At 70.9% G+C, this 19183-nt stretch carries 19 protein-coding genes and 1 pseudogene; 7 read left to right on the top strand and 13 right to left on the bottom strand.

Annotation, left to right across the window (positions count from 1 at the left end):
- Positions 1-30: 30 nt before the first annotated feature.
- On the bottom strand, positions 31-1371 hold the full coding sequence (locus ACFU8W_RS25630) for an MFS transporter (RefSeq protein WP_384041448.1): 1341 nt from the start codon (positions 1369-1371) through the stop codon (positions 31-33).
- A gap of 161 nt (positions 1372-1532) precedes the next feature.
- On the opposite strand from ACFU8W_RS25630, the gene ACFU8W_RS25635 reads away from it, so the two are divergent.
- Positions 1533-1865 (top strand): hypothetical protein, encoded by a 333-nt coding sequence (locus ACFU8W_RS25635; protein ID WP_384041452.1) that lies wholly within the window; start codon positions 1533-1535, stop codon positions 1863-1865.
- 23 nt (positions 1866-1888) lie between these two features.
- Here ACFU8W_RS25635 and ACFU8W_RS25640 read toward each other — a convergent pair whose 3' ends face one another.
- Positions 1889-3214 carry an MFS transporter gene (locus ACFU8W_RS25640; RefSeq protein ID WP_384041455.1) on the bottom strand — a complete coding sequence of 442 codons (1326 nt, stop codon included), beginning with the start codon at positions 3212-3214 and terminating at the stop codon, positions 1889-1891.
- 57 nt (positions 3215-3271) lie between these two features.
- Between ACFU8W_RS25640 and ACFU8W_RS25645 the strand changes: the two genes are divergently transcribed.
- Positions 3272-4261 carry a GlxA family transcriptional regulator gene (locus tag ACFU8W_RS25645; RefSeq protein WP_384041458.1) on the top strand — a complete coding sequence of 330 codons (990 nt, stop codon included), beginning with the start codon at positions 3272-3274 and terminating at the stop codon, positions 4259-4261.
- An 18-nt stretch (positions 4262-4279) separates the two neighbouring features.
- On the opposite strand, the gene ACFU8W_RS25650 is transcribed toward ACFU8W_RS25645, so the two are convergent.
- The 3 genes and pseudogenes from ACFU8W_RS25650 to ACFU8W_RS25660 all read right to left on the bottom strand — a co-directional run bounded on the left by ACFU8W_RS25650 (position 4280) and on the right by ACFU8W_RS25660 (position 6636).
- Complete coding sequence (locus ACFU8W_RS25650; RefSeq protein WP_384041461.1) at positions 4280-5329, bottom strand: Zn-dependent alcohol dehydrogenase; 1050 nt, start codon at positions 5327-5329, stop codon at positions 4280-4282.
- Positions 5326-5547, bottom strand: a pseudogene (locus ACFU8W_RS25655) (acyl-CoA dehydrogenase family protein); the annotation flags it as partial. The pseudogene ACFU8W_RS25655 and the gene ACFU8W_RS25650, both read right to left, overlap by 4 nt.
- A gap of 174 nt (positions 5548-5721) precedes the next feature.
- Positions 5722-6636: an SDR family oxidoreductase gene (locus ACFU8W_RS25660; protein ID WP_384041464.1), complete on the bottom strand. Its 915-nt coding sequence runs from the start codon at positions 6634-6636 to the stop codon at positions 5722-5724.
- 101 nt (positions 6637-6737) lie between these two features.
- Here ACFU8W_RS25660 and ACFU8W_RS25665 point away from each other — a divergent pair, with 101 nt between their 5' ends.
- Positions 6738-7664, top strand: a complete 927-nt coding sequence (locus ACFU8W_RS25665; protein WP_384041467.1) for a cyclase family protein — start codon at positions 6738-6740, stop codon at positions 7662-7664.
- Between the two features lie 202 nt (positions 7665-7866).
- Here ACFU8W_RS25665 and ACFU8W_RS25670 read toward each other — a convergent pair whose 3' ends face one another.
- The 4 genes from ACFU8W_RS25670 to ACFU8W_RS25685 form a co-directional block, all read right to left on the bottom strand.
- Positions 7867-8373 carry an ATP-binding protein gene (locus ACFU8W_RS25670; RefSeq protein WP_384041470.1) on the bottom strand — a complete coding sequence of 169 codons (507 nt, stop codon included), beginning with the start codon at positions 8371-8373 and terminating at the stop codon, positions 7867-7869.
- A 434-nt stretch (positions 8374-8807) separates the two neighbouring features.
- Complete coding sequence (locus ACFU8W_RS25675; protein WP_384041473.1) at positions 8808-9803, bottom strand: acyl-CoA dehydrogenase family protein; 996 nt, start codon at positions 9801-9803, stop codon at positions 8808-8810.
- A 7-nt stretch (positions 9804-9810) separates the two neighbouring features.
- Entirely contained in the window at positions 9811-10965 is a 1155-nt protein-coding gene (locus tag ACFU8W_RS25680) for an acyl-CoA dehydrogenase (RefSeq protein ID WP_384041477.1), read from the bottom strand.
- On the bottom strand, positions 10965-12170 hold the full coding sequence (locus ACFU8W_RS25685) for an amidohydrolase family protein (protein ID WP_384041480.1): 1206 nt from the start codon (positions 12168-12170) through the stop codon (positions 10965-10967). The genes ACFU8W_RS25680 and ACFU8W_RS25685 overlap by 1 nt, the downstream gene beginning before the upstream one ends.
- 155 nt (positions 12171-12325) lie before the next feature.
- Here ACFU8W_RS25685 and ACFU8W_RS25690 point away from each other — a divergent pair, with 155 nt between their 5' ends.
- Both ACFU8W_RS25690 and ACFU8W_RS25695 read left to right on the top strand, forming a co-directional pair.
- A complete protein-coding gene (locus ACFU8W_RS25690) occupies positions 12326-13864 on the top strand; it encodes a class I adenylate-forming enzyme family protein (RefSeq protein ID WP_384041483.1) in 1539 nt (512 codons plus the stop codon).
- Positions 13865-13913: 49 nt separating this feature from the next.
- The gene (locus ACFU8W_RS25695) at positions 13914-14324 is read left to right on the top strand and encodes an HIT family protein (protein WP_384041486.1); all 411 of its coding nucleotides are present in this window, start codon (positions 13914-13916) and stop codon (positions 14322-14324) included.
- An 85-nt stretch (positions 14325-14409) separates the two neighbouring features.
- On the opposite strand, the gene ACFU8W_RS25700 is transcribed toward ACFU8W_RS25695, so the two are convergent.
- Together ACFU8W_RS25700 and ACFU8W_RS25705 are read right to left on the bottom strand one after the other, a co-directional pair.
- Positions 14410-14931 (bottom strand): EF-hand domain-containing protein, encoded by a 522-nt coding sequence (locus ACFU8W_RS25700; protein WP_327244950.1) that lies wholly within the window; start codon positions 14929-14931, stop codon positions 14410-14412.
- 93 nt (positions 14932-15024) lie between these two features.
- Positions 15025-15399, bottom strand: a complete 375-nt coding sequence (locus ACFU8W_RS25705; RefSeq protein ID WP_345514829.1) for an STAS domain-containing protein — start codon at positions 15397-15399, stop codon at positions 15025-15027.
- A 294-nt stretch (positions 15400-15693) separates the two neighbouring features.
- On the opposite strand from ACFU8W_RS25705, the gene ACFU8W_RS25710 reads away from it, so the two are divergent.
- Together ACFU8W_RS25710 and ACFU8W_RS25715 are read left to right on the top strand one after the other, a co-directional pair.
- The gene (locus tag ACFU8W_RS25710; protein ID WP_384041491.1) at positions 15694-16326 is read left to right on the top strand and encodes an RNA polymerase sigma factor; all 633 of its coding nucleotides are present in this window, start codon (positions 15694-15696) and stop codon (positions 16324-16326) included.
- Positions 16323-17603, top strand: coding sequence for a maleylpyruvate isomerase N-terminal domain-containing protein (locus ACFU8W_RS25715; RefSeq protein WP_384041494.1), 1281 nt, complete (start codon positions 16323-16325; stop codon positions 17601-17603). Before ACFU8W_RS25710 ends, ACFU8W_RS25715 begins: the two co-directional genes overlap by 4 nt.
- 106 nt (positions 17604-17709) lie before the next feature.
- On the opposite strand, the gene purU is transcribed toward ACFU8W_RS25715, so the two are convergent.
- Together purU and ACFU8W_RS25725 are read right to left on the bottom strand one after the other, a co-directional pair.
- Positions 17710-18588: a formyltetrahydrofolate deformylase gene (gene purU, locus ACFU8W_RS25720; protein WP_384041497.1), complete on the bottom strand. Its 879-nt coding sequence runs from the start codon at positions 18586-18588 to the stop codon at positions 17710-17712.
- A gap of 28 nt (positions 18589-18616) precedes the next feature.
- Positions 18617-19063, bottom strand: coding sequence for a hypothetical protein (locus ACFU8W_RS25725; RefSeq protein WP_345515339.1), 447 nt, complete (start codon positions 19061-19063; stop codon positions 18617-18619).
- Between the last annotated feature and the right edge of the window lie 120 nt (positions 19064-19183).

Consider the following 19183-nt stretch of genomic DNA (forward strand, 5'->3'; position numbering starts at 1 on the left):
CACTTTTTCGCGCCCGGGTCGGCGACCGCCTCAGCCCGTGCCGGTCGGCACCACCGGTTCCGGGGTTTCCGCCTTCCGCCGGATCACCAGCGCCATCAGCGCCGCCGTCGCGCACAGCGCCCCCGACGCGTACCAGACCATGTCGTACGAGCCGAACACATCACGCGCCACACCGCCGAGGAACGCCACCAGTGCCGCGCCCACCTGGTGGGAGGCGAGGACCCAGCCGAAGACGATCGCGCTGTCCTCGCCGTACTGCTCACGGCAGAGCGCCAGCGTCGGCGGGACCGTGGCCACCCAGTCCAGGCCGTAGAACACGATGAAGAAGACCATCGGCGGGTGCACCGTCGGCGCCATCAGCATCGGCAGGAAGAGCAGCGAGATGCCGCGCAACGCGTAGTAGACGGCGAGGAGTCGGCGCGCGTCGAAGCGGTCGGTGAGCCAGCCGGAGAAGACCGTGCCGATGATGTCGAAGACCCCGATGACGGCGAGCAGCGAGGCGGCTGCCGTGATGGGCATGCCGTGGTCGTGGGCCGACGGCACGAAGTGCGTACGGATCAGACCGTTGGTCGAGGCGCCGCAGATCGCGAACGTGCCCGCGAGCAGCCAGAACGGTCCGGTGCGGGCGGCGTCGACCAGGACACGTACGGTACGGGCCGCCGCACCCCGGGCGGGCGCCGGCTTCTCGACGTACCCGCCGCCGTAGGGGGCCAGGCCCACATCGGCCGGGTGGTCACGCATCAGGAGCCAGACGAACGGGACGACGACGAGCGCGGCCAGCGCGACGGTGACCGAGGCCGGGCGCCAGCCGTGCTCCTCGACGATCCATGCGCACAGCGGCAGGAAGATCAGCTGGCCGGAGGCGCCGGCCGCGGTGAGGATGCCGGTGACCAGGCCGCGTCTGGCGACGAACCAGCGGTTGGTGACCGTGGCCGAGAAGGCCAACGCCATCGAGCCGGTGCCGAGGCCGACGAGCAGCCCCCAATAGATCATCAGCTGCCAGGAGGCCGTCATCCAGACACTGGCGAACGCCCCCGCCGCGACCGTGGTCAGGGCCACGACGACGACCCGGCGGATACCGAACCGGTCCATCAGCGCGGCGGCGAACGGCGCGGTCAGCCCGTACAGCGCCATGTCGATCGAGACGGCCAGCCCGATCTCCCCGCGCGACCAGCCGAACTCCGTGTGCAGCGGGTCGATGAGGAGGCCGGGCAGGGAGTTGAACGCGGCGCCGCCGATGATCGTCACGAACGTGACGACGGCGACGATCCAGGCGCGGTGGATGCGCAGGCGGGAGGGCCCGCGGGACGGTGTGCGGTCGGCCGGGCGGTCCTCGTTCCGGGCGGCCGCGCTCTCGGTTGTCTGGGTCACGTCACCGAGCATCCGGCCTCGGGGCGCGCTCTCACGAGTGGCCGGAGGGACATGGTTCGCAGGAATCGGGCCATGGGCGGAAGCGTACGATCACCCGTCGGCCGGGGCGTACGCGCATCCGGCCGGATGAGACGGACGAACCGATCGAACCGGGGGATCTCATGCAATGGGTCGCGCGCCAGCAGTTCCATCACCGTTCCGCACTGATGCAGGCGTGGGGCGCCGGGCTGCTTCTCGTGGCCGTCGGGCTGTGGATCTGGCTGGCGTTCCTGCTGGTGGATCAGGCGGACGCGTACTGCTACCGCGTCACGATGCAGTGCACGGTGGTGTCGGAGCTGCCCAAGCAGCTCACCGTCCTGGCGATCGCCGGGCCGCTGTCCGTCCTCGGTTCCGCATTGCTCGTCGGTGGCAGTGTGCGCAGGCAGACCAGTGCGCATGTCTTCCAGGTCATCGAGATGCAGAAGTCCGAGGAGCGGGAGCGGCAGAAGCGCTGACGGTCGGGACGCGGACGCCCGGCTCACCCGATCCGCTCCAGGCGGCGGATCGGGCGGGCCGCCAGCAGCACACCCACCACCAGTGCGTTGATCACCGCTCCGGCCAGCAGCACCTCGGGGGCGCCCACCGCGTCCGCGACCGGTCCCGCCAGTGCCCGGCCCGCGGCCAGCATCAGCAGGGAGCCCGCCACGTCGTACGCGTGCAGCCGGTTCAGGGCCTCCGGCGGGACGTGTGTCTGGACCGTCGTCGACCACATCACCAGCCAGAACGCGAACACCCCGCCCGCCACGAACTGCCCGACCCCCAAAGCGGACACCGGAAGCCCGAGCCCCAGCACCACCAGGTTCACGCACACCCCGGTCAGCGCGATCGCACCCGCCGCGAGCGGACGGCGCGGTCTCAGCCGCAGGGCCAGCAGTCCGCCGACCACGCTGCCCGCGCCATTCACCGCCATCATCACGCCGTACGTCCCCGAGCCGTGCGCCTCGGTGACCTCGACCGCGGTCAGCGGGAGCATCGGGCCGATCACGGTGAATCCGTACACGGTCCAGATCGCGATCACCCCCCACAGCCAGCTGCGGGCCTTGAACTCCCGCCACCCGTCGACCAGTTCGGCGACGAACGTGCCGCGCTGCGTCGCGTCGGACGGCATCGGGGCGAGCCGCAGCAGGAAGAGGCAGACGCCGGAGACCGCGAACGTCGCCGCGTTCGCCGCATACACCGCTCCGGCGCTCGCCAGTCCGACCAGCAGTCCCGCGAAGGCCGGGCCCGCCATCGTCATCAGCGCCTCGGAGACCCGGAGCACCGCGTTGCCGCGCTGCACGTCCAGCGACACCCGGGGCACGGTCGATGCGACGCCGGGCTGGAAGAGCGCGGCACCGACGCCGGCCACCGCGCTCAGCGCGTACACCACCCACAGCGGCGGGTTGCCGGTCGCGAAGGAGACGGCGAGCACCGACGCCCCGACCAGCCGCAGCGCATCAGCGATGATCATCATTCGACGCGGGGTGAAACGATCCGCCAGCACGCCGCCGAAGAGCACGAAGAGCGCCAGCGGGCCCATCCAGGCGGCCAGCGCGAAGCCGACGGATGCGTGTGGGCGACCGGCTCCCAGCAGACCCGCGGTGAGCGCCACCGGGATCATGCCGTCGCCGAAGAGTGCGGCGGTCCGGGCGATGAAGAAGAGCCGGAAGTTACGGTTCCAGAGCTCGCTTCCCGGTCGTTCGCCGTCCCGGCGCGCATCCAGGGGCGGCAGTGCGGCCGACGAATCCAAGGGGGACAACTGCGAGGGTGCGTTCGCGCGGGCCGTGCCGGGAATGCACTCGTGGTCTGCTGACTTTTCCTTCACGTCGGTGACATGTATCAGTTTATGGTCTATACCACTAGAGGTGAAGGGAGCCCTGTTGTGAAGCACAGAGTCGTCGTCCTCGCCCTCGACGGGCTGCTCCCGTTCGAACTCGGCATCCCCCAAAGGATCTTCGGCCTGGCATTCAGTTCCGAGCCCCACGACAAGGGCCGGAAACTCTACGAAGTCGTCACCTGTTCCGTCCGCCCACCGGGACCGGTCTCCACCGACGCGGACTTCACGATCACGGTCGAGCACGGACCCGAAGCACTGGCCACCGCCGACACGGTCGTCATCCCCGCCTCGTACGAACTCGGCCCCGTCTACGAAGAGGGCAGGCTGTCGGGCGAGCTCGCCGCGGCGTTCGCGTACATCAGGCCGGGCACCCGGCTCGTGTCGATCTGCACCGGCAGTTACGTCCTCGCCGCCGCCGGGTTCCTCGACGGGCGCCCCGCCACCACGCACTGGTCCTCCGCCGACCACTTCCAGCGGCTGTTCCCGCAGGTCCAGGTCGACCCGGACGTCCTGTTCATCGACGACGGGGACGTCCTCACATCCGCCGGGGTCGCCGCCGGTATCGACCTGTGTCTGCACATCGTGCGCCGCGACCACGGCACGGCCGTCGCCAACGACGTCGCCCGCCGCGCGGTCGTGCCACCGCATCGCGACGGCGGGCAGGCGCAGTACATCCGGCGCCCCGTCCCCGAGGCACAGTCCGCGACCACGACAGGTGCGCGGGCCTGGGCGCTCGGCCGGCTGGACCGGCCGATCCTGCTGCGCGACATGGCGCAGCAGGAGTCGATGAGCGTACGGACGTTCACACGCCGGTTCCGTGAGGAGGTCGGGATCAGCCCCGGGCAGTGGCTGACCCAGCAGCGGGTGGAGCGGGCGCGGGGGCTGCTGGAGTCCACGGACCTGTCGATCGACCAGGTGGCGCGCGCGGCGGGGTTCGGCACGGCGACATCACTGCGGCAGCACATCCAGGCGGCGCTGGGGGTGTCGCCGACGGTGTACCGGCGGACGTTCCGGGCGACGGTCGGGGGCCGGTGAACCTTTCCGACACACGCCCTAGAAGATCAGCACCCCGCGCGCCACCCTTCCGTGGTGCGCGTCGTCCGCCGCCCTCGCGAAGTCCTCCACCGGGTACGTCTCCGTGACCAGTTCGTCGAGCATGAGGCGGCCGGTCCGGTACAGCTCCGCGTAGAGCGCGATGTCGCGCTGCGGGCGCGAGGAACCGTACCGGCAGCCGAGGATCGACTTGTCCAGGTACATCGACGAGACCAGGAACGACGCCTCCGCCGTCGCCGCCGGGACGCCCAGCAGGATCGCCTGGCCGCGCCGGTCCAGCAGGTCGATCGCCTGGCGGATCAGTTCCGTACGGCCCACGCACTCGAAGGCGTGGTCGGCGCCGGTGGGCAGGATCTCGCGTACGCCCTCCGTCGACGTCAGGAAGTGTGTCGCGCCGAACTGCCGCGCCACCGCCTCCTTCGCCGGGTTGGTGTCCACAGCGACGATCGTCAGCGCGCCCGCGATCCGGGCGCCCTGGATCACATTGAGCCCGATGCCACCGGTGCCGATCACGACGACCGTGTCGCCGCGGTCGACCTTCGCCCGGTTGAGTACGGCTCCGACGCCCGTCAGCACGCCGCAGCCCATCAGGGCCGCGGAGGCCGGCGGGATGTCCGCCGGTATCCTCACCGCCTGCACGGCCTTGACCAGAGTCCGTTCGGCGAACGCGGAGTTGGACGCGAACTGGTACAGCGGCGTGCCGCCCCGGGAGAACGGCTGCCCCGGCATCCCGATCGCCTTGCGGCACATCGTCGGCCGGCCCCGGTCGCACTGGGCGCACGCGCCACAGCTGGCCAGGGTGGAGAGCGCGACGTGGTCGCCGGGCACGACATGGACGACACCCGCGCCGACCGCCTCCACCACCCCTGCGCCCTCGTGTCCGAGGACCACCGGAAGCGGGAACGGAATGGTTCCGTCGACGACCGACAGATCGCTGTGGCACAGGCCCGCGGCGGCCACCGCGACCAGCACCTCGCCCGGGCCCGGGTCGCGTATCTCCAGGTCGTCGACGACCTCGGTCTGCTTGCCGTCGAAGACGACGCCTCTCATCTCGGCTCCCTCGGTAGGCCGAGCACCCGCTCGGCGATGATGTTCCGCTGGATCTCGTCCGAGCCGCCGTAGATGGTGTCGGACCGGGTGAACAGGAACAGGCGCTGCGCTTCGTCGAGTTCGTACGGGGTGGTGGGCGACCAGTCGTCCGGACCCACGGCTCCGGCGGCGCCCCTGATCTCCACGGCGAGTTCACCGAGACGTCGGTGCCGGCCGCCCTCGGTGGCGCAGGGCCGTGTGAGGTGCGCCTGCAGCCAGGACCGGACCTCCTGGCGGACGGCGTCGTCCGTTGTCTCGAACGCGAAGTCCACGCCCACTCCTCGGGGTCGGGCGGAAATTCAGCCGCTCCCCCGATTGAGGAGCGGGGTCCGGGGCGGAGCCCCGGTGGGAGGTCACGCGTTGGGCCTCGCCTTCGCCGCCGCGGCGGCCGCCATCGCCTCCAGCTGCGCCAGCATCGGCATCGGGTCCACCCCCACCGTCCCCGGCAGGAAGTCGGCGATTCTCTCCGGGGTCCACGCCCCCTCCGCGTACCCGGCCCGCAACTCCCTCGGCTGGGCCCAGACAGCGATCTTGGGGCCCGCGATCGTGTACACCTGGCCGGTGATCCTCTCCTCGCGGGCCCGCTCACTGAGCAGGTAGACGACGAGTGCGGCAACGTCCTCCGGCTCTCCGATCTCCTTGAGTTCCATCGGGACGTTCGCGGACATCCGGGTCCGGGCCACCGGGGCGACCGCGTTCGCCGTGACGCCGTACTTGTGCAGGCCGAGCGCCGCGCTGCGGACCAGGGAGATGATGCCGCCCTTCGCGGCGCTGTAGTTCGCCTGGGCGACGCTGCCCTGGTGGTTGCCGCTGGTGAAGCCGATCAGTGTGCCGCCCCCCTCCTGCTTCCGCATCACCGCCGAGGCCGCGCGGAAGACGGTGAAGGTGCCCTTGAGGTGGGTGGCGACAACCGGGTCCCACTCCTCCTCGGACATGTTGAACAGCATCCGTTCGCGGAGGATCCCGGCCACGCACACGACCCCGTCGATCCGCCCGAACCGCGCCAGCGCCGTGTCCACGACGCGCCGGCCGCCCTCCATCGTGGAGATGTCGTCGGCGACCGCGACCGCCTCGCCACCCGCCGTCTCGATCTCCTTGACGACGGTCTCGGCTATCGCACTGGTCGGCTCGCCGCCCCCGACGGAGACGCCGTAGTCGTTGACGACGACCCTGGCCCCCTCCGCCGCCGCGGCCATCGCGACGGCCCGTCCGATGCCACGGCCGGCACCGGTCACGGCCACCACCTTGCCTGCCAAGAAGTTCCCCATGCCCGGCCCCTTCCCGCGGTTTCTGACGGACCGTTAGATTTTATGGGCAGTCGGCTCCGTCAGCACAAGACCCGGCGCCCCACCGATTCGAGGAGGCCCTCATGTCCCTGCCCGCCGAGTTCCACGAGATCGCGAAGCGCGTGAACAACTGGGGGCGCTGGGGCGCGGACGACGAGATCGGGACGCTCAACCTGATCACCGACGCGGTGGTGCGGGACGCGGCGGCCACCGTCCGCACGGGGCAGCGGATCCCTCTCGCGCTCCCGCTCCAGCAGGACGGTGTGCAGAGCGGACTGATTCCGGGACGGGTCAACCCCCTGCACGCCATGGTCCAGATCAACCAGGAGCTCTTCGGCCCGGGTACGGTCGCGACCAGCGACGACGTCGTGACACTCGGCCTGCAGGCGGCCACCCACTGGGACGCGCTCACGCACGCCTCGCACTCGGGGAAGATCTACAACGGCCGTCCCGCCACCACGGTCACCGCGCACGCCGGCGCCCAGTTCAGCGGGATGGACAAGCCCTTGCACCTCGTCTCGCGCGGCGTCCTGCTGGATGTGGCACGCGCCCACGGTGTCGACCGGCTGCCCGGCGACCACGCCGTCACCCCGGAAGACCTCGACGCGGCGGAGGAGTTCGCCGGGATCCGGGTCCGGGCCGGGGACATCGTGCTCGTACGCACCGGGCAGGTCCAGGTGTATCTGGCCGGCGACAAGCACGCGTACGCCTATCCGTCACCCGGCCTGTCGATCCGGACGCCCGAGTGGTTCCATGCCCGCGATGTCGCCGCGGTCGCCAACGACACGCTGACCTTCGAGATCTTCCCCGCGGAGATCGAGGACCTGTGGCTGGGAGTGCACGCGCTCGACCTGGTCGAGATGGGCATGCTGCAGGGCCAGAACTGGAACCTGGAGACGTTGTCCACAGCCTGTGCGGAGGAGAAGCGCTACGGCTTCCTGCTCTCCGCGATGCCGGAACCGTTCGTCGGCGCCACCGGCACGCCGGTCGCCCCGGTCGTCCTTCTCTGACCGGCCACCGCCAGGAACGTTCCAGGACGTTCCGGCTGCTAAGGGCTGTCCCGTAATCCCTGGTGGATCAGCGCGCGGCGTCAGATGCGGTGCATCGCAAGGCGGAGGGACGTCCTCATACTGGGTGTATTCGGGCGTTCCGACAACACAGCGAGGTGCCGTAGCTGTCGTCGTGCGCCCGCCAGGGATTGCGGGACAGCCCTTAGGCGCGATGCGTGACGGCGCGCGACGGTTCGTACGGTCCCGTGCTCTGGGAGCCGATGCCCGGACCGTGCGTGCCCGCCTGCATCTGCACGATCGGCGCGCCCCGGTCCACCTCGCACCAGATCCGCTTTCCGGCGCCCTCCGGCTGCCAGCCCCAGCGGTCGGCGAGGCCGTCGACCAGCTCCAGGCCGCGACCGCCGGTGTCCTCACCCTGCGCGTGTCGCTGCTGCGGCGGGCGGCAGCTGGTGTCGGCCACCTCGACCCGTACGGTCCCGGCCGTCCCGGCCGCTCCCGTCGCGCCGAACAGCATGCGCAGCACGGCCGGACAGCCGGTGTGGACGACCGCGTTGGTGACCAGCTCCGAGATCAGCAGGATGAGCGTCTCGGCCAGCGGCTCGTCGTCCCTTATCCCGGACCCGAGCAGTCTCGACCGCGCCCACCTACGGGCCCGCCCGACCTCCGCGGGATCCGGACCGACCTCCAGCTGAACCTGAAGCACCTGCACCGCTCACACCATCCGAACCGGCGGACACATCGCCTCGCGCCTCCTCAGGGTCACGGAACGTGATTCCCTTACGAGGCAGCATGGTTGACATACAGTCACCGCAACAAGCGCTTCGGGCATATTCCAGCGCGAAGGAGTACGCGTGGTGCATACTGTGCGACGCGCGTCGCGGGGAGTCGAACAGCAGTGCACCGAAGCCGTGGGGAACGCTCCCCGGGCAGGCCCTGCGCTTCTGCGTGGAACGCGAGCAGGGCACCGCGTCCGGACCGGAGTCGCCTTACGGGCAACACCCGGATCGCCCGGTTCCAGAACCACTCGCATCCCACGGAGCGTACCCGAGCAGACGGCAACTGCGGCCCGTGACGAATCACGCAAAGGACACAAGCCGGTATCGGCGCTTACCGACTGCACTGAGTAACTCCGCAGCGTGAGCCTCAGGGGTCTCCCGCGTCACATGCGTGCACTCTGCACAGATCTGCCGCAAGGGCCTCCTCGGCCTCTGCCGCCCTCAGCCACTCCCCGGCCCGCAGCCACGCCCGCTTGAGATGCAGATGAACGTCCGCCTCCCAGGTGAAGCCCATGCCGCCGTGCACCTGGAGGCAGTCCCGTGCGTTGCGGACGGCCGCCTCGTCGGCGAGCAGCTTGGCGCCCGCGATCTCGGCCGGGTCCGCGGTCACCGCTGCCGCGTACACCGCCGTGCGGGCCACCTCGGCGCGCACCAGCATCTGGGCACACAGGTGCTTGACCGCCTGGAAGGCGCCGATCGGCGATCCGAACTGCTCGCGCTCACGGGCGTGTTGCACGGCCATCTCGGTGGTCCGGGCGGCGCTGCCGAGCTGCTCGGCAGCGGCCAGCAGTGCGCCTTCGAGCCGCAGCGGCGTCGCACCGGGCAGCGGGGCCCCGTCCTCGACACCCGCCGCCACACGGTGCAGGGGCGTGAGCGGGTCGAGTGACCGTACGGGACGCGCCGCCCGTACGAGCTCCCGCAAGGCGTCCCCCTCCAGGACCCGCGCCACCCCTCCCGGCCGGACAGGGCCCAGGACGATCAGCGCGTCCGCCGCTTCCAAATGGGCCACCGGCCGCCCCTCGTCCAGCACCGCGACCACCGCCCCGCCGTCCGCCGCCCCCTTCACCGCCCCCAGCGCGCCCGCGGCGAGATGCGTGGCCGTCAGCGGTCCGGGCAGCAACACCCGCCCCGCCTCCTCGAACAGGAGCACGGACTCGGGCAGCCCGAGCCCCACACCGCCGTCCGCCTCGGGCAGCCGCAGCGCGAAGAACCCGGCCGCGCCCAGCTCCCCCCACATTCCCCGGTCGACGGCCACGCCCGCGTCGAGCGCGGCCCGCATCCGGTCCCTGCCGAAGCGGCCGGTCAGCAGCTCCCGTATCCCTGCCCGCAGGGCCCGCTGGTCGTCCGAAAGCTGGAAGTCCACAGTCCGCTCAGCGCCCCTTCGGCAGGCCGAGGATCCGCTCGGCGACGATGTTCTGCTGGATCTGCGAGGTGCCCGCGGCGATCGTGTACGAGAGCGAGGTCAGCCGGTCCAGGACCCACTCCCGGTCCAGATCGGCCCCGTCGGCGCCGAGCACCTCCGCGGCCGCGTCGTACAGCTCCTGGCGGGCCTGCGAGTACCGCAGCTTGAAGACCGAGCCGCCGGTGCCGGGGACGCCGCCGCTGCGCTGGGCCTCGCCGACGTTCCACTGGGTGAGCCGCCACAGCGCCCGGAATTCCGCGTTCAGCCTGCCGAGCGTCCTGCGCAGCACCGGATCGTCCCAGCGGCCGCTGCGCCGCGCCTCGGCGGCCAGGGCGCTCAGGGTGCGGCGGCAGGCGACGACCTCGCCGACGAACGCCGTACCGCGTTCGAAGGAGAGGGTGACCATGGTGACCCGCCAGCCGTCGTTCTCGGCGCCGACCCGGTGGGAGACCGGCACCCGCACCTCGTCGAGGAACATCTCGGCGAACTCGGTGGATCCGGCGAGCGTGCGCAGCGGGCGGACGGTGACGCCGGGTGCGTCCATCCGCATCGCGAGCCAACTGATCCCACGGTGCTTCGGCGCCGCCGGATCCGTCCGCACGAGCAGCTCGCACCAGTCGGCGACCTCCGCGTGCGAGGTCCAGATCTTCTGACCGGTGACGACGTAGTGGTCGCCGTCCCGGACCGCCCGGGTCCGCAGCGAGGCCAGGTCGGAACCCGCATCCGGCTCGCTGAACCCCTGGCACCAGATCTCGTCGCCGCGCAGCACCGGCGGCAGCCAGCGGGCGCGCTGCCCGGCCGTGCCCTCGGCCGCGATCGTGGGACCCGCGTGCAGCAGCCCGACGAAGTTCGCGCCGACGTACGGCGCTCCGGCCCGCTCCGTCTCCTCCAGGAAGATCAGGTGCTGGGTGGGGGTGGCACCCCGCCCGCCCGCGTCGACGGGCCAGTGCAGCCCCGCGTACCCGGCGTCGTACAGCATCCGCTGCCAGGCGGTGTCGTAGGCCCGCCGTCCCGGCCAGTCGTCGGGACCGGGCTTCGCGGGCAGCCCGGGCAGCACAGCGGCGAGCCACTCCCGCAGCCGCGCCCGGAACTCCCGCTCCTCGTCCGTGTCCGCGAGATCCACTACCGGCCCCGGCCCCGGTCGAGATCCAGGTCCAGCATCCTGATCGCGTTTCCGCGCATCAGTTTGTAGACGGTCTCGTCGTCCAGTCCCTTCACGTGGTCGAGCGCGACCTCCTTCGTGTGCGGGAAGGTCGAGTCGACGTGCGGATAGTCGGTCTCGAAGGTGGCGTTGTCCCGCCCGACCACGTCGAGCGACGCGACCCCGTGCTTGTCGCGGAAGAAGCAGCAGAACATCTGCCGGTAGTAGTACGTCGACGGCGGCTCGGGGATCAGATCGCGCACCCCGCCCCAGGCCCGGTGCTCCTCCCACACGTCGTCGGCGCGCTCCAGGGCGTACGGGATCCAGCCCATCTGGCCCTCGCTGTACGCCAGCTTCAGCTGCGGGAACTTCACCAGCACTCCGCTGAACAGGAAGTCCATCATCGAGGCCATCGCGTTGTTGAAGGAGAGCGAGGCCTGGACGGCGGGCGGGGCGTCCGGCGACGCGGCGGGCATCTGCGAGCTGGACCCGATGTGCATGTTGACGACCGTGCCGGTCTCCTGGCAGACGGCGAAGAACGGATCCCAGTAGCCGGTGTGGATCGACGGCAGGCCGAGATGGGTGGGGATCTCGGAGAACGTCACGGCCCGCACCCCGCGGGCGGCGTTCCGCCTGATCTCGGCGACCGCCAGGTCGATGTCCCAGAGCGGGATGATGCAGAGCGGGATCAGCCGGCCGCCGCTGTCGCCGCACCACTCCTGCACCATCCAGTCGTTGTAGGCGCGGACACAGGCGAGCGCGACCTCCTTGTCCTTGGCCTCGGCGAAGGTCTGGCCGCAGAAGCGCGGGAAGGTGGGGAAACAGAGCGACGCCTCGACATGGTTGAGGTCCATGTCCCTGAGGCGTTCGACGGGGTCCCAGCAGCCGCGCCGCATCTCGGCCCGGGTGATGCCCTCCAGCGTCATGTCGTCGCGGTCGAAGCCGACGGCGGCGATGTTCCGCTTGTACGGGAACTTCAGGTCCTCGTAGATCCACCAGTCGGTCGGCGGCCCGTCCGGATCCATGGTGATGACGTACTTGCCACCCGTGTACGCCAGCTCGCCGATCCCGGCGGTGAGCGGCTGCGGGCCGCGGTCGCGGTACTTGGCGGGCAGCCAGGTCGAGAAGAGGTGCGGCGGCTCGATCACATGGTCGTCGACGCTGACGATCCGAGGCAGTTCCGTCATGGTGTCCCCTTCGGCGCACAAGGCACGTATCTGATGCCCCGTCAGATTTGCTTCGGTCCCAGGCTAGCCCCGCACCCCTGGACCGACAAGGCGCAGCGCTCTACGCTCTGCGCATCATCTGACTACCCGTCAGCTAAGAGGGAGCGGGGAACGCAGTGAACGAGACCGCACACGCCCTGGGCGCATCGGCCACCTTCTGGGAACTCATCGAGCGCCGCGCCGCGCTGACCCCGGACCGCCCCGTCCTCATCCAGGACGACCGCACCCTCACCTTCGGCGAGCTGCGCGACCGCTGCGAGCGGGTCGCGGCCGGCCTGTACGGACTGGGGGTGCGCCCCGGCAGCGTCGTCGCCTGGCAGCTGCCGACCCGCCTGGAGACGGCGCTGCTCTCCTTCGCCCTCACCCGGCTCGGGGCCGTGCAGTCGCCCGTCATCCCGTTCTACCGGGACCGCGAGGTGGGGTTCGCGCTGCGCGAGTCGAAGGCCGCCTTCTTCGCCGTGCCCGGCACCTGGCGGGGCTTCGACCACACCGCGATGGCGCACCGGATCGCCGCGGACCTCGAGCAACCGCCCCAAGTCCTCGAGGCGTACGAGGAGCTGCCGGACGGCGACCCCGCCGTGCTCCCGCCCCCGCCCGCGGACGGCACGGCGGTGCGCTGGATCTACTGGACGTCGGGGACCACCTCCGACCCGAAGGGAGTCCTGCACACCGACCGCAGCCTGATCGCGGGCGGCTCGTGCCTGGCCCACGCACTGCATCTGTCGGCCGACGACATCGGCTCGATGGCGTTCCCGTTCGCCCACATCGCCGGGCCCGACTACACCGTGATGCTGCTGCTGTACGGATTCCCCGCGGTCCTGTTCGAGCAGTTCGCGATGCCCGGGGCGCTGGACGGCTACCGGCGCCACGGGGTGACGGTCGCGGGCGGCTCGACCGCGTTCTACTCCATGTTCCTGACCGAACAGCGCAAGGACCCGACGCGCAAGGTGGTCCCCACGTTGCGGCTGCTGGCGGGCGGCGGGGCGCCGAAACCGCCGGAGATCTACCACGCGGTCGTACGGGAGATGGGCATCCAGCTCACCCACGGCTACGGCATGACCGAGGTCCCCATGATCACAATGGGCGCCCCCGACGACACGGTGGAGCACCTCGCCGAGACGGAGGGGCGTCCGCCCGAGGGCATGGAGATACGGATCACCGACGAGGACGGCAAGCCGCTGCCGTACGGGACGGACGGCGAGGTGCGGCTCCGCGGGGAAGCCGTCTGCCAGGGCTATCTGAACGCGGCCCGGGACGCCTTCGACGCGGACGGCTTCCTCGTCACCGGCGACGTCGGCCATCTCCTGGAGAGCGGCCATCTGGTCCTCACCGGGCGGCTCAAGGACATCATCATCCGTAAGGGCGAGAACATCTCCGCCAAGGAGATCGAGGACCTGCTCCACCGCCACCCCGGGGTGGCCGACGCGGCCGTGATCGGACTGCCGGACGAGGAGCGCGGGGAACGCGTCTGCGCGGTCGTCGAGCAGCCGGCCGGGGCGGAGGCGCTGACGCTGGCGGAGCTGGCCGGGTATCTGCGCACGGAAGGGCTCGCGGTGCACAAGCTGCCGGAGCAGCTGGAGGTGGTGGACGCGCTGCCACGCAACGAGACGTTGCGGAAGGTGCTCAAGTACAGGCTGCGGGAGCAGTTCTCCTGACGGAAAACGGGTCGCCGCCGTCTCTCACCGCGTGCCAGGGTCCGGGCGCATGAACTGCATTTTCTGCACCCTGATACGGGAGGACTCGGCGCGGTGGGTCTTCCGCGGTCCGGTGGTCTCCGCGTTCGCCCCGCTGGACGCCCTCGCTCCGGGGCATACGCTCGTCATCCCGACCGCTCACCACGCGGACCTCTTCGACATCCCGGCGGACGTGCTCGCCGACACGATGACGCAGGTGCAGCGGGTGGCCGAGGTGATGCGGTCGGCGCTCGGCGCCGGGGGCGTGAACATCCTGAGCGCGAGTGGGCCGGGCTCGCAGCAGTCCGTCCCGCATCTGCACGTCCACGTCGTGCCCCGTTGGCCCGGCGACGGGTTCTCGACCTGGCCCGCCGGGCGGTCCGGGCAACGTGTCGACGGCGATCCCATCGGCCGCCTCGCCGAGGCGGTCGCGGACCTGTGAGGGGGGTGCGGTCCTCGGCGAGGAGGCCGCACCCGGTCGGCGGCGCGCTTACGGCCTGATCCAGCCTCTCTCGTGCGCCAGGTCGTTACGCGTCCGGCTCGATCACCGTGAAATAGACGGCGAACGCGGCGACCGCGTCGTCCTCGGCGATCCTGCCGTCGTGGTCCGTGTCCAGGCTCCGCGCGGCCAGTCCTGCCGACTCCTCGCTCGCGCCCAGGACCTTCAGCGCCCGCTCCACGGCGGGCACCGAGGCCGCGCCGTCGTCGTCGTTGTCCGCCACGGCGATCGCCGCGCGCAGGAACGGGCGGGCGATCTCCGCGAAGCGCTCGGGGCTGTCGCGCAGCCGTTTCACGGCCCCGCCCACGAACTCCTCACGGGTGACGCGCTGGTCCCCGTCGACATCGGCGATGCCCGCCATGCCCTGCCAGAACGCCTCGGCCCCGGTGTAGAGCGCCTGCCCCTTGTCGCAGCGGGCCGTCGTACCGAATTCGGCGAGCAGACGGGCCGCGGCGGCGTTGAAATCCGCGCGATCGATGTATCCGTTGCCGTCCTGGTCGAAGGCGGCGAAGCGGAAGGCGATCTTGCGCTCATACTCTGCGCTGTCCATGCGGGGAGCGTACGACGCCTTCGGGCATCACGTGTCACTTACGCGCGCCACCGGTGTTACAACCTGGTCTTAACGCCGGGTGGCCGGCTGGTTTCATGCCGAAAGCGGCTGGGCTCCGTCGTCGACGGCCGCGTCCCAGTCGGGGTAGACATCGAACAGACGGCGCACGCCGAGGGCGGCGAGCACGCGGTTGACGTGGGAGCCCTCCTCCGCGCCGCGGGCCGGCAGGATCAGCCGCAGTCGACCGCCGCAGGAGCGCATCAGACGACGGGCCGCGATCAGCACGCTGACGCCGCTCGAATCGCAGAACTGCACCTCGGAGAGGTCGAGCACCACGTCGTGACGTCCGACGGCGACCACGTCATGGACGGACTGGCGGACCGCGGGCGACGTCACCAGGTCCAGTTCGCCACGTATGTGCAGGACGGTCCATACGCCCTGTTCGGCCTCGGCCACTTTCAGAGTCACTCGACTGGGCCTCTCGTTCCGGGGAATCCGACGATCCGGAAGTATCCGTTCCTCCTCGCGGCTGCCCCCGCAGCGCACCCATGAAACACCAACCCACAGAAGTAGACACAAGAAGTAGACACAGAAGAGTTTCGGGCAGAAATGATCACTTCAGGTCCGATTCCAGCATCTCGGGACGTCGCATTCCTTACCATCCAGGGCGTTCTCCGGGGCGTACTTGCCGCAAAGACGCCTGCAGGGCGAGTGCCGCCGACTACATTCGCTGTTGACGAGGGGGACAGGGTTGGGGGTCCTATGGCGAAAGACGCACCGCCCCGCTGGGACCGCAGGATGCAGCAACGGCTGGCACGCGGCGAGGCGGCGGCCCTCGGCGAGCTCTACGACCGTTTCGCCTCACTCGTCCACAGTCAGGCCCATCGGATGCTCGACGACGAGTCGGCCGCCGACCTGGTGACCCGCGAGGTCTTCGGGTACGTGTGGGAGAACCCCGACGCGTACGACCCCAAGCAGGGTTCGATGCGGTCCTGGGTGGTCCAGCTCACCCACCGCCAGTCCGTGCGGCGCCTGCGTGCCGCTGAACCGTCCCCGTCCGCGCGGGGCGAGGACGGCAGCGAGGAGGGCAGCGAGGAGGGCGAGCAGGACGGGGGTGAGGACACCGCGGCCCGGCAGGAGCTGGAGGAGCGGGTGCAGCGCGCCACGGCCGCAGCCCGCGCCGACTACATCGTCGCCTCCATGCCCGCACCGTTGCGGGCCGCACTGGAGCTCGCGTACATCCAGCGCAGGGGCTACCGGCAGACCGCGACCGACCTCGGGGTGACCGAGGACGAGGCCCGCCGCCGGCTGCGGCTCGGGCTGCAGCTGCTCTCCACCGCCAACACCCGCCCGCTGGAGGGGTCCGTGCCGCCCGGATACGGACGGACCCTGTGACCGGCGACGACGCGAACGGGCGCGGCGACGAGGTGCGGGGCCCGCAGCGCGTACCGGGACCGCGGGCGGCGGCGGACGACTTCGACCTCGGCGCCGTACCGACGGCGCCCGGGCCCACGGCGCCCGGGCCCACGGCGCCCGCCCCGGCGTTTCCCCACCGTGTGCTCAAGGCCCTCCTCGGCGCCTGGGCGCTGGCCGCCTGTTCCGCCGAAGAGGCCGAGGCGGTCGAGGCGCACCTCACCGAGTGCGCCGTCTGCGCGGACGAAGCGCTACGGCTGCGCGACGCGGTCGGTCTGCTGCACACCGACCGCAGCCTGGACCTCGACCCGCTGCTGCGCTCCCGGGTGCTCGAAAGCTGTCTGAGCCGTCGCCCGGCCAGGATCCCGGTACCGGGCTGGGCCGTTCCGTACGACGCGGAGACCGCCCGCCTCGACGCGCTCCTCCGTGACATCGGCAGGTCGGAATGGCATGCGCCGGTGCGGCTGAGATGGTTCGAGGGCGAGCGACAGGTCAACCGCAAGACGACGGTCGCCGGGGTGATCGGCCATCTCATGACCGTCGACGGGCTGGTCAGCACCGCCCTCGGCCTGGACGATCCGGCCGCCGGCGGACGCCGCGGGAGCGATACCGCCCCCGGCTCCGAGCTTCCCCTCTCCCCCACCCCGCGCACCGAGACGTACTGGTCGGCGGCCCGGCGACCGCCCACCCGGGCCGTCCGCGAGCCCTGGCGCGACCAGAGCCACGCCCTCATCCGCACGGTGTCGTTCGCCGGCCGCGGGGTCGCCGAGCTGTCCGTCTCGTACGGGGACTTCGCCCTCCCGCTGCAGGACGCCCTGCTGGACCGGGCCTTCGAGTGCTGGGTGCACGGCGGTGACATCGCGGACGCGGTGGACTATCCGTACGAGGCCCCGTCCGCCACCCATCTCCACCGGATGATCGATCTGGCGGCCCGGCTCCTGCCGGCCGCCCTCGCCGGACGCCGCCGGGCCGGGCTCGCGGCGCCCGCCCGCCATCTGGTGACGGCCGGCTCGCCGGGCCGTTCGCTCCATCTGGAGATCGAGGGCTCGGGCGGCGGCAACTGGTACATCGCCCTGGACTCCCCGGCCGCGCTCGGCTCGCCCGACCACGCGGTCGCGCAGGTGGCGATGGACGGGACGGAGTTCTGCCGGCTGGTCGCGGGCCATGTGTCGCCCCTCGACGCGGCGGCCGGGCAGGAAGGCGACCGCGAGGCGATCCGCGACGTGCTGTTCGCGGCGGCTTCGCTCAGCCGGCTCTAGGGTGTGTCGGAAGTCCCGCCTGCCCCGCGACGCCTGGCACGCACCCTGGTGCCCCTTCCGGCAAGCTTTGCCCCGCCACAGCCCCAGGGGACGTCGGTCCTTCGCGCTACGCGAAGATCACCGTGCGGCGCCCGTTGAGCAGGATGCGTCGCTCGGCGTGCCACTTCACCGCGCGTGCCAGCGCCTGGCACTCCACATCGCGCCCGATCGCGACCAGCTCGTCCGGCGTGACGCCGTGGCCGACGCGCTCGACCTCCTGCTCGATGATCGGTCCCTCGTCGAGGTCGGCGGTCACGTAGTGCGCCGTCGCACCGATCAGCTTCACACCCCGGGCATGCGCCTGGTGATACGGCTTCGCGCCCTTGAAGCTCGGCAGGAAGGAGTGGTGGATGTTGATGATCCGCCCGCTGAGCTGCTTGCACAGATCGTCGGAGAGGACCTGCATGTAGCGGGCGAGGACGACCAGCTCGACGTTCTCCTCGCGGACCAGCTGCAGCAGCTGTGCCTCCGCCTCCGCCTTGGTCTCCTTGGTCACCGGGATGTGCCGGAAGGGCACGTCGTACGAGGCGGTGAGCTCGGCGAAGTCCGTGTGGTTGGAGACGACGGCCGCGATGTCGATCGGCAGCGCGCCGATGCTGGAGCGGAACAGCAGGTCGTTGAGGCAGTGGCCGAACTTGCTGACCATCAGCACGACCCGCATCCGGTCCGAGGAGCGGTGGATCTGCCAGTCCATCCGGAACGAGTCCCCGATGGCGGCGAAACTGGCCCGCAGCTTCTCCACGGTCACCGGGGCCACCGCCGAGAAGTGGACCCGCATGAAGAAGAGACCCGTGTCGTGGTCACCGAACTGCTGACTGTCCTCGATATTGCAGCCGGTCATGAAGAGATAACTCGACACGGCGTGCACGATGCCCTGTTTGTCCGGGCACGAGAGGGTGAGGACATACTGCTCGGGGGTGGTCTCAGCAGGCTGCGGCGCGGTCATGTCCGTAGCGTGCCACACCGTCCCCGTTTCAGGCGGTCCTGGTCATGATGCGGAGCACGTCCAGGGAGCGCGGCGGGGTGTCGGGGTCCTCGCCGTCGTTCGCGGCGAGCAGCACGTGCGCCTCACGGGCGGCCCGCACGGCTTCCTGCCAGCCGTGGTGCTCCAGATAGGCGGAGACGGGGGCGTCGGCGCCGACCTGGTGCATGATGCGCAGCACCCGCAGCACGGCGACGTCGACGAGGGCCGCCTCGCCGGAGTCACGGAAGACCGTCCCGACGTATTTCTCGGCGGACCAGTTGTCCAGCCAGGTGTCCTCGACCAGGCGGTACACGGCGTCGGTGACATCGCCGTACCCCTCCCGGCCGGCCAGCCAGCACTCGTGGTGGAAGACGGGGTCGGAGAGCATGTGCAGCGCCGAGCGCACGTTGCTGCGCCAGCGCCACCAAGGAACGTCATTGAGCGGCATGCCGCCCATGGTGGAGGAGCGACGGCCGCGACGGGAAGTGTTCTCCGAACCTTGCTGCACGGTTGTCGATCGTACGTTCCCTGCTTCCGGGCTCGCACCGGCCCCTGTAATTCACCTGGATGTCACCGA

This window comes from Streptomyces sp. NPDC057565, from assembly GCF_042801455.1.
Classification (GTDB): Bacteria; Actinomycetota; Actinomycetes; order Streptomycetales; family Streptomycetaceae; genus Streptomyces; species Streptomyces yanii.

Excerpts from the sequence above, each read along its gene's own strand:
- ACFU8W_RS25635 (WP_384041452.1), top strand. The coding sequence starts at position 1,533 with ATGCAATGGGTCGCGCGCCAGCAGTTCCATCACCGTTCCGCACTGATG.
- ACFU8W_RS25650 (WP_384041461.1), bottom strand. The coding sequence starts at position 5,329 with ATGAGAGGCGTCGTCTTCGACGGCAAGCAGACCGAGGTCGTCGACGAC.
- ACFU8W_RS25660 (WP_384041464.1), bottom strand. The coding sequence starts at position 6,636 with ATGGGGAACTTCTTGGCAGGCAAGGTGGTGGCCGTGACCGGTGCCGGC.
- ACFU8W_RS25665 (WP_384041467.1), top strand. The coding sequence starts at position 6,738 with ATGTCCCTGCCCGCCGAGTTCCACGAGATCGCGAAGCGCGTGAACAAC.
- ACFU8W_RS25685 (WP_384041480.1), bottom strand. The coding sequence starts at position 12,170 with ATGACGGAACTGCCTCGGATCGTCAGCGTCGACGACCATGTGATCGAG.
- ACFU8W_RS25695 (WP_384041486.1), top strand. The coding sequence starts at position 13,914 with ATGAACTGCATTTTCTGCACCCTGATACGGGAGGACTCGGCGCGGTGG.
- ACFU8W_RS25700 (WP_327244950.1), bottom strand. The coding sequence starts at position 14,931 with ATGGACAGCGCAGAGTATGAGCGCAAGATCGCCTTCCGCTTCGCCGCC.
- ACFU8W_RS25710 (WP_384041491.1), top strand. The coding sequence starts at position 15,694 with ATGGCGAAAGACGCACCGCCCCGCTGGGACCGCAGGATGCAGCAACGG.
- purU (WP_384041497.1), bottom strand. The coding sequence starts at position 18,588 with ATGACCGCGCCGCAGCCTGCTGAGACCACCCCCGAGCAGTATGTCCTC.
- ACFU8W_RS25725 (WP_345515339.1), bottom strand. The coding sequence starts at position 19,063 with ATGGGCGGCATGCCGCTCAATGACGTTCCTTGGTGGCGCTGGCGCAGC.